Origin of the sequence: Pseudomonas sp. YuFO20 (genome assembly GCF_035064975.1) — a bacterium.
Lineage (GTDB): Bacteria > Pseudomonadota > Gammaproteobacteria > Pseudomonadales > Pseudomonadaceae > Aquipseudomonas > Aquipseudomonas putida_AE.
The window spans coordinates 72,064-86,835 of record NZ_JAXDEO010000010.1 but is presented as its reverse complement, the minus strand read 5'-3'; the positions used below and the strand labels follow the sequence as shown (position 1 = coordinate 86,835).

Sequence of the window (14,772 nt, the reverse complement as noted above, 5' to 3'; positions counted from 1 at the left end):
GAGCAAGTCTTATGACTCGCATACGCAAGTGGCTACCCAAACTCGCCCTGGTCGCGACGTCGGTGATGGCAATCTCGGCAACGGCCGGGGCTGCCGACAAACCCAACATTTTGGTGATTTTTGGCGACGACATCGGCCAGACCAACATCAGTGCCTATTCCATGGGCGTGGTCGGCTACAAGACGCCGAACATCGACCGCATCGCCAAGGAAGGCATGATGTTCACCGACTATTACGCGGAGAACAGTTGCACGGCAGGACGATCGTCATTCATTACCGGGCAGACGCCTCTGCGCACAGGCCTGTCCAAAGTGGGCATGCCCGGCGTGCCGGTCGGGCTGCAGGCCAGGGATGTGACCATTGCCCAGGCGCTGAAGACCCACGGGTATGCAACCGGGCAGTTCGGCAAAAACCACTTGGGCGATAAAGACGAGTACCTGCCCACCAACCACGGCTTTGATGAGTTCTTCGGCAACCTCTACCACCTCAATGCCGAAGAGGAACCGGAGCGTCCCTACTGGCCCAAGGATGATGCCGAGTTCGTCAAGGCAGCGTCTCCGCGGGGTGTGATCCACAGTTTTGCCGACGGCAAGATCGAGGACACCGGCGCACTGACAAAAAAACGCATGGAAACCATCGACGACGAAACCACGGCCGCTGCCCAGGCGTTTATCGAGAAGCAGGCCAAGGCGGACAAACCGTTTTTCGTCTGGATGAACACCACGCGCATGCATGCCTTCACGCACGTGCGTGAATCCATGAAAGGCCAAAGCGGAATGGTCGGCAACGATTACGCCGACGGCATGCTTGAGCACGACGGCGACGTGGGCAAGCTGTTGAAAACGCTGGATGACCTGAAGATCACCGACAACACGATCGTGGTCTACACCACCGACAACGGTCCTAACCAGTGGTCCTGGCCGGATGCGGCGACGACCCCGTTCCGCAACGAGAAAAACTCCAACTGGGAAGGCGCTTATCGGGTACCCGCGATGATCCGCTGGCCTGGCAAGGTCAAGCCGGGTGAAGTGTCGACACAAATGGTCTCCGGTCTGGACTGGTTCCCGACGTTGCTGGCCGCGGTGGGCGATACCGACATCAAGGATCGCCTGCTAAAAGGGGCTGACGTCGGCGGGAAGAACTTCAAGGTGCATCTGGACGGCTTTAACCAGCTGGACTACCTGACCGGCAAGACCGACAAGAGTGCGCGCAACGAGTTCTACTACTTCAACGATGACGGCGTGCTCGTGGGCATGCGCTTCAACGATTGGAAAATCGTCTTTTGTGAGCAGCGTGCACCCGGTGGCCTGCAAGTGTGGAGCGAACCTTTCGTCTGCCTGCGTGTGCCAAAAATGTTCAACCTGCGCATGGACCCGTACGAGCGTGCCGACGTCGTGTCTGACCAATACTATGATTGGCTGACCAAGAACGACTACCTGATCTTCGACGGTACCCGCCGATCTGCAGCCTTCCTGCAGACCTTCGTCGACTACCCGCCAAGCCAGCGGCCGGCGAGCTTCAGCATCGACCAGATCCGTCAGGCGGTGGACGCCAAGATCGAAGAAAAAATGAAAGCTGCACAGTAAGACTGCTCGACCGCCGCTCGCCTTCACCGGCGAGCGGACTTATTTTCGACTTGGGACCGCATCGGCCCCTTCGCGAGCAAGCCCGCTCCCACAGGGGGCCGCGTTCCAAATGTGGGAGCGGGCTTGCTCGCGAAAGGGACGGCACAGTCACAGGTGTTCTTGAACCGGAACAAGGCAATCCGCAATGTCCTCACGTGTCGCCAGCAAGTCGTCGGCCATACCCGCCCCCCACGTCGCCTCCCCGGCGCTGTTGATCCCCGCCCTGCTGCTGTTCGTCTCCGGCGCCGCGGCGCTGGTGTATCAGGTGCTGTGGATCAAGCAGCTGTCGCTGGTGGTGGGCGTCGAGGTGTACGCCATCACCACCGGGATCAGCGCATTTTTCGCTGGCTTGGCCCTGGGTGGATTGCTGTTCGGCCGCTGGGCGGACCGCCTGCAGCAACCGGTGCTGCTGTACGCCGGGCTGGAAGTGCTGGTGGCGGTGCTGGGTGTCGGCGCGACCTTCGCCATGAGCGTCGCGGCCAGCCCTTTCGCCTGGCTGGAACAACACATCGGCCTGCTGGCCTGGGTGCTGCCGTTTGTGCTGGTGGGCGTTCCGGCGCTGCTGATGGGCGGTACGTTGCCGGTACTGGTTCGCTCCCTGGCCAGCGACCCGCAGCAGTTGGGCAAGGCCGGCGGCCACCTGTACGCGGCCAACACCGCCGGCGCCATCGCCGGCACGCTGCTCGCTGCGTTCGTGCTGATCGCCACCCTCGGCGTGCGCGGCAGTGCCCTGGCCGCCGCGATGCTCAACCTGCTGGCGGCCGCGGGCGCCCTGTGGTTCCAGCGCCATCGTTCGCCCGCCGTTGAGGCACCGGTCAAGCACCACGCCAACAAGGAGCCGGATCGCCTGGCCCTGTGGCTGTACTCGATTGCCGGTGGGGTGGCCCTGGGTTACGAAGTGGTCTGGTCGCAATCCATCGTGCAGTTCATGAGTACCCGCACCTACGCGTTTGCCGTGGTGTTGGCGACCTACCTCACCGGGCTGTTCCTCGGCAGCGCCCTGCTCGCCCGCCGGGTCGATCGCCTGCGCGATCCCTGGGGGGTGTTCGGCCTGCTGATCGCCGGTGCCGGCTTGATCGCATTATTGGAGATTGCCCTGCTGGGACGCTGGCTGGTGCTCGCGCAAAGCGTGGCCGAAGCCTGGGTGTTGTCATGGGGTGCCAGTGAATTGCTGGGCATGAGCGTACGCTTTGCGGTGGCCGCATTGAGCATCGTGTTCGTGCCGACCGTGCTGCTCGGCGCGGCGTTTCCCGTGGCCCTGCGCCTGAGCGTCGGGCGCGAGCATGTCGGGCGAAATGTCGGTGAGGTGGTAGCGTTCAATACCCTGGGCGGCATCGTCGGGGTGATGCTCTGCGGTTTTGTGCTGATCCCGCTGCTAGGGCTGGTACGAACCTTGGGATTGCTGGCGATCATCGCCGCCGGAATCGGCTACTTCGCGGTGCGCAAGGGTCATGGCGTGAAGAAAGGCCGGCGCCAGGGTGTGATCGCGGTCGGCCTGGTCTCGCTGGCGCTGGCGCTGCTGACTCCGGTGGACAAACTGGCCAGCCTGCTGCCCGGCGCGCGCAACGGTACCCTGGCGTTCTACGAGGAAGGACGCGGCGGCACCGTGGCCGTGGTCACCCAGGGCAAGGGCCAGCGGGCGTTCCAGCGTTTGTACATCCAGGGTGTGTCCAATACCGGCGATGCCATGCCTTCGCTGCGCTACATGCGGATTCAGGCGCTGTTGCCGCTGTTGATCCACAACGGCGAACCGCGTTCGGCGCTGGTGATCGGTTTCGGTACGGGCATCACGGCGGGTGCCCTCACCCGCTATCCGGGCCTGGAACACCGGGTGGTCGCCGAGCTGCTGCCTTCGGTGGTCAAGGCGGCGCCCTTGTTCAAGGGCAACTTCAATGCGGCTGCCGACCCGGGTGTCGACGTGCGCCTGCGCGACGGTCGCCAGGAACTGCTGCGCAACCCGCAGCCCTACGACCTGATCACCCTGGAACCGCCACCGCCCTCCGCTGCCGGCGTGGTCAACCTGTATTCCCGGGATTTCTATCAACTGGCCGCCAGTCGCCTGCAGAAACAGGGCCTCGTCGCCCAGTGGTTGCCGTTGCCGACGCAGAACATCGACGACTCGCGCTCGCTGGTACGCAGCTTTCTGGATGTCTTCCCCTACGCCACGCTGTGGACCAGCGAGTTCCACGAGATGCTGCTGGTGGGCTCGATGGAGCCGATCGAGCTGGATGCGGCGAAAATCAACCAGCGCTTCCAGCAGGACAACGTACGCAGCACCTTGCAGGACGTCGGTATCGGCTCGGCCGCCGCGCTACTCGCGACCTGGGTGACCGATCGCACCGGCCTGGAGCGCTTCGCCGCTGACGCCCCCGCGGTGACGGACGATCAGCCGCGCATCGAATACGCGCCGTGGGTGCGAGCCAAGGAAATCGGCCGGGTGCTTCCGGCGCTGCTGGATCTGCACGTTGCGCCGCCGCTGGTGAATGCCGATGCCGGGTTCAATGAGCGCATGAATGCTCATCGGCAACGCCTGATGCAGTTTTATCGGGCAAGCCTGCATGCCTATGACGGCGATCGGGATGCCTGGGCCAGGGATGTGCGCGAGGTGATGCGCGGGGATGGCGGGAATCCGTATTTCCGCTGGTTTGTCGGGGAATGAAAGATCGCTATCGCGAGCTAGCTCGCTCCCACATTGGAATGCGTTCCCCTGTGGGAGCGGGCTTGCTCGCGAAGGAGCCACCCGCTTCACCACAACCATCATTTGACACACGCCGCCCTTGCGGCAAAGCTGCCTCGAGCCTCAACGCGCGCCTGACGGCAAACGCACCTGGACTACGGAAGTCGTAATGCCGACACATAAAAATAACGCAGCAAAGCCAAACCCTGATTCGCAACCGAACCTGATCAATCGTTACCTGTTCCCCGTCACCATCGGCATCCTGCTGCTGGCGGTCGCGGGCATCGGCTGGTTCCTGTTCAGCAGCCAACCGGCCCCCGTGCCCCCTGCGCCAGTCAGCGCACCTGTCGTCCAGCCCGCCAAACCACAACCGCAACCCATTGCCGTGGCACCGGCGAAAATGGTCGACGAACAACAATGCCAGGGCTGCCACAGCGCCCAGGTCAAAGACTGGCAAGGTTCCCATCACCAATTGGCGATGCAGGAAGCCAACGCCGAGACCATGCTGGGCGACTTCAACAACGTCACTTTCAAAGCCGAAAACGAAACCACCCGCTTCTCGCGCAAGGACGACGGATTCTGGGTCAACACCCCCGGCATCGATGGCAAGAACGCCGACTTCAAGGTCGCCTACACCTTCGGTATCGCGCCGTTGCAGCAGTACCTGATCGAGGTGGGCGATGGTCGCTTGCAAGCCCTGGGCATCGCCTGGGATACCGAGAAGCACCGCTGGTTTCATCTCTATCCGGGCCAGGGCGTGACCTTCAAGGACCCGCTGCACTGGAGCAAACCTAGCCAAAATGCCAACTTCATGTGCGTCGAGTGCCACACCACCGGTTACAAGCGCAATTTCGATGCCGCGAAAAACACCTTCGACGGCCAGTGGAACAGCCTCGGCGTCGGCTGCCAGGCCTGCCACGGTCCGGCTTCCAATCACCTGGAATGGACGGCGAAAAAGACCGACCTGATCCACGCAGGGTTCGCCGTCGACCTCAAGGACAAGAACGCCACCGTCGAAATCGAAACCTGCGCCCGCTGTCACTCGCGCCGCGCGCCGCTGGGCGATGGCTTCACCGTCGGCAAGCGCCTGATGGATGATTACCTGCCAAGCGCCCTGACCCGCGAGCTGTACGCCCTGGACGGCAAGATCAAGGACGAAGTGTTCGAGCACGGCTCCTTCGCCCAGAGCAAAATGTTCGACAAGGGGGTGCGTTGCAGCAACTGCCACAACCCCCACAGCAGCGAACTCAAGGCACCGGGTAACGGCGTCTGCCTGCAATGCCACAACACCGCTGGCAAGACACCGGTGGCAACCGTCGACGGCAAAGGCCTGCAAGCCAAGAACTACGACTCCATCGAACATACCCGCCACACCATGGGCCAGCCGGGTTCGCAGTGCGTGGATTGCCATATGCCCGGCAAGTTCTACATGGGCAATGACTTTCGGCATGACCACAGTTTCAGCATCCCCAACCCCGAGCGCGCGAAAAAACTCGGCACGCCGGACGCCTGCCTGACCTGCCACCAGGGCAAGGCCAGCGACAAGGTCACCGAGCAGTTCAAGCTCTGGAACACCGCCAACGCCAGCGCCTTGCAAGCCCCACGCTACGATGAAAGCCTGTGGCTGATTCGCAACGGCCAGCCCGGCGCCGCGCAAGCCTTGTACGAGCAACTGCAACGCAGCAACCTGCCGGCGATCCAACGGGCGACGCTGTTGACGGAGTTGCCGCTGTACCCCAGTGAGCAGGCGCTGAAACTGGCGACCAAGGACCTGGCCAACCCGGCACCGCAAGTGCGCGAAAGCGCCATCCGTGCCATTAGCGCATTCCTGCCGCCGCCAGAGCGTGCGCCACTGTTGACGCCCCTGTTGAGCGACCCGGTGAAGGCCGTGCGCATCGCGGCGGCCCGCGACTTGCTCAGCGTCGCCCGCAATGGCTTGGGCAGCGCCCAGGGCAACTGGGAGTCTGCCATCGGCGAATACGAAGCCGTGCAAAAGAGCCTGGCCGAACGCGCCGAAGCCAACCTCAACCTGGCCATGCTGTATCAAGCCAGCGGCCGCAGCGGCGAGGTCGAAGGCTTGTTGCGCACATCACTGCAGCGCGACCCGGACTTCTACCCGGCGCTGGTGACCCTGGTGCAGTGGCTGGAGGCCAATGGTCGCAGCCAGGAAGCCCAGGCGCTAATGGCGCAAAGCCTCAAGGAACACCCCAACGCCGCACTGCTGCAACACACCCAGGGCTTGTCGCTAGTGCGTGCCGGCAAAGCCGAACAGGCCATGCCGTTCCTGCGCAAGGCCGCGCAACTGGAGCCGCAGAGTGCGCAGTACGGCTACGTGCTGGCCGTGGCCCTGCATGACAGCGGCAAGGTCGATGCGGCGTGTGAGGAGCTGGAACGGCTGTTGAAAGTGCAGCCTGCCAACCGTAATGCCCGGCTGTCGTTGATCCAGTACTACCTGGATAACGGCCAGGAACCCAAGGCCCAGGTGCTGTTGCAGGGCTGGAAGAAAATGAACATGGGAGATCCGGCGCTGAAGTGATTGGTGGCTGATCCCAAGGCCCCTTCGCGAGCAATCCCGCTCCCACATTGGATCTGTTCGAGTCACAGATTTTGTGAACTCTGAAGATCAAATGTGGGAGCGGGCTTGCTCGCGAAAACGTCAGCCCTGCCAATGAACAACTTGACTCACCGCCTGACCCAGGTGCCGGATATCCTCGAACGCCTGGCTCAGGTGGATGCACGTCATCCAGACCTCCGGCAACGTGCTTTTGCATGTACAGGCCGTTCTGCACGTCGTACTGATACATGTAAATACCTCAACAGGATTTGGCGCATAACCCTGTAGGAGCGAGCTTGCTCGCGATGGACGTCAACGATAACGCGTGAAACCAGACACCCCGTGGCGCTCTCGGGTTTTTTCGCGAGCAAGCTCGCTCCTACAGAGGCATATGACTATGGACCGATGCTAATCTTCGTAACAGATTCAGCCATATGTGAAAAAACCATATCAGAGAAATACCCCGCGCATTCACGTCATGCTGGTTCTGATCCGCATGTGGCGCGCGATCAACGACGATGGCACGCTGACCTATTCCTTCGTCGAGGCCTTGCAGGCCAGCCACCCGGGGTTCGTGGTGCGTTTTGCCGGGGGTGTGCTGTTCCTCACCGGCATGCTGGTGATGGCATACAACCTGTGGCGCACGGTGCGGGTGGCCGGCGTGGCGTTGGCTGAACGTGAGGCGCAGATAGCCTGATGGCCGAGATCCTGTTGAATATCCTGGGGGTAGTGTTTGGGTGGGTCGCCATCGAATACTGCCTGCGCCATCAGACGGCTGAAAGCCTGAACGATGCCAGTTTGATTCCGTTTGCCGATGATCCGGAGGTTGCGCGGCGGGTGGAAGCCGCGACGGGCAAGACCATCAATGCGGTGGCGCCGCAAGAGCTTCGAAAGGGTTGGGGTAATCTGGAGGTTTGAGGTAAAGCTGAGGACGCCATCGCTGGCAAGCCAGCTCCTACAGGGACCGTACAACCCGTGTAGGAGCTGGCTAGCCAGCCATCGCGGTCTTGGATCAGCCGCGTTCGCGAGGAATCAGGCTCTGCAACTGCTGGGCGAGGAAATTCCCGTCGAAGGCAAAGGTATCGGGGTCTTTCAAGCCATTGGTCTTGCGCCACTGCCAGCTCGTGGACGGCGGCAGGCAGACCAGCGATACGCTGCCATAACGCGCCGCGGTAAACCCCATCACCGCCAGTGAAATCTGACCGCCGACACCCATCACGTCGGGCACGAACTCCACCGGTTTGCCGGCGATCAGGATGCTCAGCTTTTCAGTCTTGAAGGTGGAGCTCTCCACCGGCACGCTCGGCCCCGACGCGACATACGCCTCGCGGCTGACCTCCAGCAAATGGGGCGCCTTGACCGGCTCCAGCCATTGCTGGATCTGGTCGAACAGCTCACCAATGCGCGCCGCCCACTCGCTCGATTGCGTCTCGAACAGCTGCTTCTTGTGCGCTTCGCTTTCTGCGTAGTGGCGAAGCATCTCACCCAGTTGCTGTACATCGTCCATTGCGGTGTTCCTATGGTTGGAGCAGTGCTGCGGACATTGAGCATGGCAGATGCGCGCCACCGACGTACGACTAAACGTACGAGCGGTGGCGTTTACCCCTGGCGAGCGATCAATCGGCTCCGGGCATGCGGCGCAGGCGCGCCATGCTCAAGGTATCGACGAAGGCACCGTCACGCACCGCATAGTCGCGAAACAGGCCTTCGTTTTCGAAACCGAACTTGCGGTACAGGCCGATGGCGGCTTCGTTGTCGGCATACACGCTCAGCTCGACCCGCCGCAGGTTCATCCAGTTGTCCGCGATATCCAGCGCCGCCGCCAACAGTGTCGAACCCACGCCTTTGCCCTGCCACGCAGGTGCAACGCCCATGCCGAAGTTGCCGACATGGCTGCGACGGATACGGGAAAATTGTTCCAGGGTGATGCTGCCGATAACCGTCCCTTGGTGCACGGCCACCAGTTGAAAGACACGCTCGTTGTCCGTCGCCAGGCGTCTGTGCCAGGTTTCGGAGGACGGAAACGGCATTTGCAGCGTTTGACGAGCGACGAGCGGTTCGCGGTAAAGCGCGGTGATGCCTTCAACGTGGGAATCGTTGAGGCGTTCGAGGGTGATGACAGCGTCGGTGGCGGTCATGGGTGATTCATCCTTGAGACAGTCATGGCCAGTTACTCTATACCGCTTTGCACTGGGCGGGAATATAAGAAGAGTACGCCAATTACCAGTGCTGTAGCGGCAAAAAATCCGTGGTGGTATTCGTAGATTCATTTTTAAAACAAACAACCTTTGCTTATTGCGAACTCCTCAAGAGACCAGAGCTCGTTACAAATGTATTAATTTACTACTTGCACGAGTACCAGGCAGCTGGATACTGAACCGTGCACCCACGTTATATTTTGCTTTATTGTTTTGATACCCCCTAACCAAGGAAAGGTTATGATCAAACAATTAGATATTGGCCCCATTGTCATTACTCCCGATACAGAACAGGATTATTCAATCGATGGGTTTGGCGGTGGATATGGACCTCCACCCGTACCTGGATGGACAGCAAGTGTCCATGGAGAAATTATAAGAAGAACTGACAAACTACTCTTTGAGGGAAGCCAGGCAGCAAAAAATGAATATGAGGCAAGCGCAAACTCAACGATCCAAAAAAGTGTAGCGGAGCTTTCCGCAATTGCCGCTGAGGCGGCCATCAAGGATTCAACACCCAGTGGAAAACTGGCATTACAAATAACAGCAATCAAGGCGCTTATTGCGCACAAGGCAAGAGATTACCAAGCCCAACTGGCTGTCGCCCAATCGTACGACGGAGCGGATCCGACGACTGGATTCAGGATGCGCCCTGGAAATTGGCCACCCATCGAATACTACATATTCGCGCAGGACTGGATTAAATCCTACAAGGCGGCATTGAGCGCTCGCCTATTGAATTCGGAAGCGAAAATCCTCAATGACCGTCTAACCGATATCGTTGCCGAATTGATGGCCGTTGAAGAGGCAGAACGGGCACGTCTCATTGCTGAGGCCGAAGCTCAGCGCCTGGCGGCCGAAGCAGCGGAACAGGCTCGACTCACTGCTGAAGCAGAGGCGCAAAGACTCGCTGCCGAAGCTGCTGAACAGGCGCGAATTGCCGCACTGGCGGAAGCCAAGCGCATCGCTGAAGAACAAGCGCGGATTGCCGCTGAGGCAGAGGCTCAGCGGTTGGCAGCAGAACAGGCCCGTCAGCTAGAGGAGGCTATCCGTAGCGCCAATACGTTCCATGCATCTGGGCCACTTTCATCCACAGGCCCGGTTGTATTGACTTCGGCGGGAAACATAGCGGCCATAGAGACGGCACTTACCCTGCAGGCGGCCATCCGTTCCGCCATTGCTGCGTTGACCAGTTTTGTGGCCAGCACCGCTGCGGGTCTATTTGTTGGCGTTTCTGCATTGATCTATTCGCCCAAGCTGGCGAATGGGGAGCTGCCCGGGCGTTACGCATTGAGTATTCCCCTCGCAGATCTGGCGCCTGATCAAGGGCAAGATCTGTCAGCAATTGCCGCCGCTGGTGGTAGCGTTGTTTTGCCCGTTCGTATCAGTTCGAAATCAACGGCGGAGGATCTGTCAGAAGTATTTGTCGCCTTGACCGATGGCGTGAGCGTTCCGGCAAACGTGCGGGTCGTGACTGCTACTTTTAACTCTGAGCAGAATGTCTACAGCGTCCAGACTACAGACACGCCACCGAGAACCTTGACGTGGACTCCCATCGTCAATCCAGGAAACAGCTCAACCACTTCGCCTGCTGAGTTGCCTGCTCCACCGGTTTACACTGGTGCATCGGTTACGCCTGTTGAGGGGAGGATTGACACCTTTCCAGCGGTTGCGGAAGCTGGCTTTGATGACTTCATCACCGTATTCCCGGCAGACTCGGGTCTACCACCGATTTATGTTGTGTTCAGGGATCCGCGGGAGGATGCAGGGGTTGCAACGGGTACTGGGCAAAACGTGTCGGGTGTGTGGTTAGAAACATCGTCGCAAGGTGAAGGAGTGCCAATTCCGACGCACATTGCCGATCAGTTGAGAGGTAGAGAATTCAGGAATTTCAGATCGTTTCGAGAACAGCTTTGGAAAACGGTGGCAAATGACCCGGAGCTAACGAAACAATTCCGGAGCAATAACATTTTCGAGATGAAGAGCGGTCGCGCACCGTTCGTTAAAAAAGGAGATAGAGTCGGAGGGCAAGTCAAATTTGAGCTTCATCATGTAACATACCTATCGAAAGAAGGAAAGGTTTTCGACGTCGATAACATTCGCATAGTCACTCCGAAGCTACACGGCCAGATACATAATGAGAAGAAATCAATATGAGCATTAGAAAATTTGAAGAGCACACAGAAGCAGAGTTTCTGCTGTTTGTTAAAATGATCTGTGAATCGACCTACAAAACGGAAAAAGAACAAGTGGCCGCGGTTTTGGAGTTCGAAGCTATCGCAGAGCATCCAGATGGGTCTGACTTGATTTACTACGCCGCATCCGATGAAGAATCCACCCCGGAAGCTATTGTGGCTAAAGTAAAAGAATGGCGAGCCGCCAATGGCAAACCTGGCTTCAAAACGTCCTAGTCAAAACCTGCCAAGCCCAGTCCCCAGGAAAAATCCCGGCGACTGGGTTATTCGCCTTGTCTAACCTTCGAACCACTCCCGCCGCTCTTCGAAGGTGTCCTGGATCAACTCGACAATCGTCTGCACCTGCACCTCTCCCAGGGATTCGGCATTCACCGCCATCCACAACTGGCGCTGCATCGGCTGGCCGAACAACCCCGGCAAACCGATCAAGGCACGATCAAAGTGGCTCATGTAGCCGGGCAACAGGCCGATGCAGGCGCTGCAACGGACCATCTCCAGCATCAATTCGTAGGAATGCGACTGCACGACCCCGGCCAGGCGCTGGTCGACCAGGTCGTTCCATGGCCGAAAACTGTCGATCTGCCGATCGTGCTGCCATTGCACCAGCATGAAGTCGGCGAGGTCATCGAGGCCTTCCGGCCGCGCGGCGACCCGGGAATAACGCTTGGCGATGTGCGGCACGTAGTCGAGTCGCGCCAGGCAGCGCGGTTCGCTGACGGCGAAACTCGGTCCCGGCATCGGCGAGTCGGGCCCCGCCAGCCACACCACGACATCGGCACTGACGGCCTGCAGGGACAATTCGCTGTCGAGGCTGATGATGTCCAGGCGCGCACTGGCATTGCGTCGCAGCAACCCCACCAGGTCGCGGCCGAGGATGTCGTGCAGGATGGTCTCGGCGACGGCCAGGCGCACCCGTGGCTGCTCGATCACCGGCAAGTCGCGTTCGTGCGCCAGCGCGGTCAGCTGCCTGTGCAGTTGCAGGCCGTCGCGGCTGAGCACCAGGCCGTTCTCCGAAGCGCTGAACAGCGAACACTGCAACTGCCTTTCAAGCTGCGTCAATTGCTGGCGCAACCGGGTCGCCTTGATGTTGAGGCGGCGGGCCGCCTGCATGAAGCAGCCGCAGCGGGCGGTGACGCTGAAGCACTGCGCCAGCAGCGGATCGATCTGCGCCGCGCGGGTGCGCCAGGACGTGGTTTTATCGAAGGCTGCGCGATATTGCGCTACAGGCTGAGCACTGCGGGTTTCCATGAAGGACATCGATGACTCCCTGTCGATCTTTCACCGGGAGCTCCATCTTGCGCATCGTGCATGAAAGACGTGTGACAGGCGCTCAGGCGCTGGGCGTCTGGCGAAAACTCACGGCCAGTCGATTCCAGCTGTTGATGGTAGTGACAGCTATTGTCAAATCGACCAGCTCTCCTTCGCTGAATTGCGCCCGGGCCTGCTCGTAAACGGCATCCGGCACATGGTCCTGGGACAGCAGCGTCACCGCCTCGGTCCAGGCCAGGGCCGCGCGCTCGCGCGGATTGAAGAAGTTGCTGTCGCGCCAGACCACAATCGAATACAGGCGGCGATCAGTCTCGCCCAGGCGCCGGGCGTCCACCGAGTGCATGTCGGTGCAGAACGCACAGCCGTTGAGCTGCGAGGCACGGATCTTGACCAGGTGCAGCAGCGCCGGCTCGATGCTCAGACTGCTGGTCAGGGCTTCCATGGCGATCATCGCTTTCATCGCCTTGGGCGAGGCGCTGTAGTAATCCAGGCGGGGCTTCATGGCGCGATCTCAGGTAGCGACGATGTGCCCCCAAGGTAGTCGTTGATAACCCTGCGTTACATATCCAATTGGGCGAATTTTCCGTGGACCACCGGGCTGCAGACCAATTGGCGGTTTTTCCTGCACGCAACTTATGTATAAACACAAGTTGCGGTTAATCTGGCGCGATGCACACGCGCCTCAACAGCCCAGGAGCCTTGCCGGTATGGAACTACACGTCGTCATTAACGGCCGCAAGGACCTGGCGGGCCAGTTGTACAAGCAACTGCGCAGCGCTATCGAATCAGGCCGCCTGGCAGCCGGTTCGCAACTGCCGCCAAGCCGCCTGCTGGCCGAGCAACTGGGCATTTCACGCAAGACCATTTCCGATACCTATGCCCAGCTGACCTATGAAAACTTCCTCACCGGGGTGATCGGCAAAGGCACCTACGTCAACGCCCGCGCCACGAAAGTCGAGCGCAAGCAGAGCCCTGACGAGCTCGCCGGCTTTGAGGTGATCGAGTCCTGGCGCAAACTTCCGGTATTTCTACGCCACCCCACGTTGGAAGGGTCGCTGCGTTACGACTTCATCGGCGGTGCCACAAGCAAAGGGCAGTTCCCTCAGGACGACTGGCGACGCTGCACGTCCCATGCGTTGCGCCAGATTGCCGGGTCCAAGGGTTTCTACAGTCTGCCTGAAGGCCTGCCGGCCCTGCGTAATGCCATCGCGCAACACATCGCCTTTTCTCGCGGGGTCAATTGCCGGGATGAGGACGTGGTGGTGTGCAACGGTGCGCAACAGGCCCTGGACCTGATTTCCCGGGTGCTGACCCGCCCTGGCAGCATCGTGGCCATGGAAGACCCCGGTTATCCACCGGCGCGCCTGTTGTTCGGCACCCACGGCGCCACTGTGATGGGCGTGCCGGTGGACGCCGAAGGCATTGTGGTGGAGCAAATCCCCCGCGGAACGCGGCTGATCTACGTCACCCCGTCCCACCAGTTCCCCTTGGGCATGCCCATGAGCCAGGAGCGGCGAATCGCCTTGCTGGCCAAGGCCCATGAACTGGGCGCGATCATCATCGAGGACGACTACGACAGCGAATTCCGCTACGAAGGCCGCCCCACGGACTCGCTGCAAAGCATGGATGAACGCGGGATCGTCGCCTATGTCGGGACCTTCTCGAAAACCCTGCTGCCGGAGCTGCGCCTGGGGTACGCGATCCTGCCGCCGGCGATTCTCGAGGCGGTGGTGCGCGCCAAACAGCTCACCGACCTGCACACCTCCACCCTGCCCCAATGGGCACTGGCAAAATTCATCGCCGAAGGCTGCCTGCTCAAGCACATTCGTCGCTGCCACACGATCTACGCGGGCCGGCGTGAGCGTATCCTGGCGCGCATGGCCGGCGATCTCTCGCCCTGGCTCGAGGCGGTGCCGACCACGGCGGGTTTTCACATGGTGGTGCTGTGCAAGGTGCCAGTGGATGTGGCACTGGTGATCGAGCTGGCGAAAAAAGTTGAAGTCGGGCTCTATGCCATCGACAGCTTTTTCTATCAGCAAGCGCCCCAGGCCGGGTTTTTCCTCGGTTTCGGCGCTATCGAGACCCTGGACATCGACATCGCCCTGGATCGTTTTCGGGACATTTTGCAGCAGGTCGCCTGACGGATTGGTCTGCGGCTTTATTAAGCGATTGGCTATTGGTGGTCCGGAGGTGCAGGCCTATCCTGCATAGGCGTTATCCCTCAATGAGCAGGATTCGTCCGGCCTGATTCAGG

11 protein-coding genes and 1 pseudogene are annotated in these 14,772 nt (G+C 60.3%); 8 read left to right on the top strand and 4 right to left on the bottom strand.

What is annotated here, in order from left to right; genetic code table 11:
* Positions 1 to 11 precede the first annotated feature (11 nt).
* The 5 genes and pseudogenes from SOP85_RS07905 (at position 12) to SOP85_RS07885 (ending at position 7,774) form a co-directional block, all read left to right on the top strand.
* Entirely contained in the window at positions 12 to 1,586 is a 1,575-nt protein-coding gene (locus SOP85_RS07905) for an arylsulfatase (RefSeq protein WP_323626602.1), read from the top strand.
* A gap of 184 nt (positions 1,587 to 1,770) precedes the next feature.
* Positions 1,771 to 4,284 (top strand): fused MFS/spermidine synthase, encoded by a 2,514-nt coding sequence (locus SOP85_RS07900; protein ID WP_323626601.1) that lies wholly within the window; start codon positions 1,771 to 1,773, stop codon positions 4,282 to 4,284.
* Between the two features lie 187 nt (positions 4,285 to 4,471).
* The gene (locus tag SOP85_RS07895; RefSeq protein WP_323626599.1) at positions 4,472 to 6,838 is read left to right on the top strand and encodes a tetratricopeptide repeat protein; all 2,367 of its coding nucleotides are present in this window, start codon (positions 4,472 to 4,474) and stop codon (positions 6,836 to 6,838) included.
* 514 nt (positions 6,839 to 7,352) lie between these two features.
* Positions 7,353 to 7,553: pseudogene (locus tag SOP85_RS07890) on the top strand (cytochrome C oxidase Cbb3); the annotation flags it as partial.
* Entirely contained in the window at positions 7,553 to 7,774 is a 222-nt protein-coding gene (locus SOP85_RS07885) for a cbb3-type cytochrome c oxidase subunit 3 (RefSeq protein ID WP_323626598.1), read from the top strand. The pseudogene SOP85_RS07890 and the gene SOP85_RS07885, both read left to right, overlap by 1 nt.
* Positions 7,775 to 7,868: 94 nt before the next feature.
* Here SOP85_RS07885 and SOP85_RS07880 read toward each other — a convergent pair whose 3' ends face one another.
* On the bottom strand, positions 7,869 to 8,363 hold the full coding sequence (locus SOP85_RS07880; RefSeq protein ID WP_274076963.1) for a hypothetical protein: 495 nt from the start codon (positions 8,361 to 8,363) through the stop codon (positions 7,869 to 7,871).
* Between the two features lie 109 nt (positions 8,364 to 8,472).
* Positions 8,473 to 8,994 (bottom strand): GNAT family N-acetyltransferase, encoded by a 522-nt coding sequence (locus tag SOP85_RS07875; protein ID WP_274076964.1) that lies wholly within the window; start codon positions 8,992 to 8,994, stop codon positions 8,473 to 8,475.
* Positions 8,995 to 9,294: 300 nt separating this feature from the next.
* On the opposite strand from SOP85_RS07875, the gene SOP85_RS07870 reads away from it, so the two are divergent.
* Both SOP85_RS07870 and SOP85_RS07865 read left to right on the top strand, forming a co-directional pair.
* On the top strand, positions 9,295 to 11,211 hold the full coding sequence (locus SOP85_RS07870) for an S-type pyocin domain-containing protein (RefSeq protein ID WP_323626597.1): 1,917 nt from the start codon (positions 9,295 to 9,297) through the stop codon (positions 11,209 to 11,211).
* The gene (locus tag SOP85_RS07865; RefSeq protein ID WP_274076966.1) at positions 11,208 to 11,465 is read left to right on the top strand and encodes a bacteriocin immunity protein; all 258 of its coding nucleotides are present in this window, start codon (positions 11,208 to 11,210) and stop codon (positions 11,463 to 11,465) included. Before SOP85_RS07870 ends, SOP85_RS07865 begins: the two co-directional genes overlap by 4 nt.
* A 60-nt stretch (positions 11,466 to 11,525) precedes the next feature.
* Here the strand turns inward: SOP85_RS07865 and SOP85_RS07860 are convergent, their stop codons facing one another.
* A complete protein-coding gene (locus SOP85_RS07860; RefSeq protein ID WP_323626596.1) occupies positions 11,526 to 12,506 on the bottom strand; it encodes a LysR family transcriptional regulator in 981 nt (326 codons plus the stop codon).
* 73 nt (positions 12,507 to 12,579) lie between these two features.
* Positions 12,580 to 13,020 carry a carboxymuconolactone decarboxylase family protein gene (locus tag SOP85_RS07855; RefSeq protein WP_323626595.1) on the bottom strand — a complete coding sequence of 147 codons (441 nt, stop codon included), beginning with the start codon at positions 13,018 to 13,020 and terminating at the stop codon, positions 12,580 to 12,582.
* 205 nt (positions 13,021 to 13,225) lie between these two features.
* Between SOP85_RS07855 and pdxR the strand changes: the two genes are divergently transcribed.
* A complete protein-coding gene (gene pdxR / locus SOP85_RS07850; RefSeq protein WP_274076969.1) occupies positions 13,226 to 14,659 on the top strand; it encodes a MocR-like pyridoxine biosynthesis transcription factor PdxR in 1,434 nt (477 codons plus the stop codon).
* Positions 14,660 to 14,772 lie beyond the last annotated feature (113 nt).

Excerpts from the sequence above, each read along its gene's own strand:
- SOP85_RS07905 (WP_323626602.1), top strand. The coding sequence starts at position 12 with ATGACTCGCATACGCAAGTGGCTACCCAAACTCGCCCTGGTCGCGACG.
- SOP85_RS07900 (WP_323626601.1), top strand. The coding sequence starts at position 1,771 with ATGTCCTCACGTGTCGCCAGCAAGTCGTCGGCCATACCCGCCCCCCAC.
- SOP85_RS07895 (WP_323626599.1), top strand. The coding sequence starts at position 4,472 with ATGCCGACACATAAAAATAACGCAGCAAAGCCAAACCCTGATTCGCAA.
- SOP85_RS07885 (WP_323626598.1), top strand. The coding sequence starts at position 7,553 with ATGGCCGAGATCCTGTTGAATATCCTGGGGGTAGTGTTTGGGTGGGTC.
- SOP85_RS07880 (WP_274076963.1), bottom strand. The coding sequence starts at position 8,363 with ATGGACGATGTACAGCAACTGGGTGAGATGCTTCGCCACTACGCAGAA.
- SOP85_RS07875 (WP_274076964.1), bottom strand. The coding sequence starts at position 8,994 with ATGACCGCCACCGACGCTGTCATCACCCTCGAACGCCTCAACGATTCC.
- SOP85_RS07870 (WP_323626597.1), top strand. The coding sequence starts at position 9,295 with ATGATCAAACAATTAGATATTGGCCCCATTGTCATTACTCCCGATACA.
- SOP85_RS07865 (WP_274076966.1), top strand. The coding sequence starts at position 11,208 with ATGAGCATTAGAAAATTTGAAGAGCACACAGAAGCAGAGTTTCTGCTG.
- SOP85_RS07860 (WP_323626596.1), bottom strand. The coding sequence starts at position 12,506 with ATGTCCTTCATGGAAACCCGCAGTGCTCAGCCTGTAGCGCAATATCGC.
- SOP85_RS07855 (WP_323626595.1), bottom strand. The coding sequence starts at position 13,020 with ATGAAGCCCCGCCTGGATTACTACAGCGCCTCGCCCAAGGCGATGAAA.
- pdxR (WP_274076969.1), top strand. The coding sequence starts at position 13,226 with ATGGAACTACACGTCGTCATTAACGGCCGCAAGGACCTGGCGGGCCAG.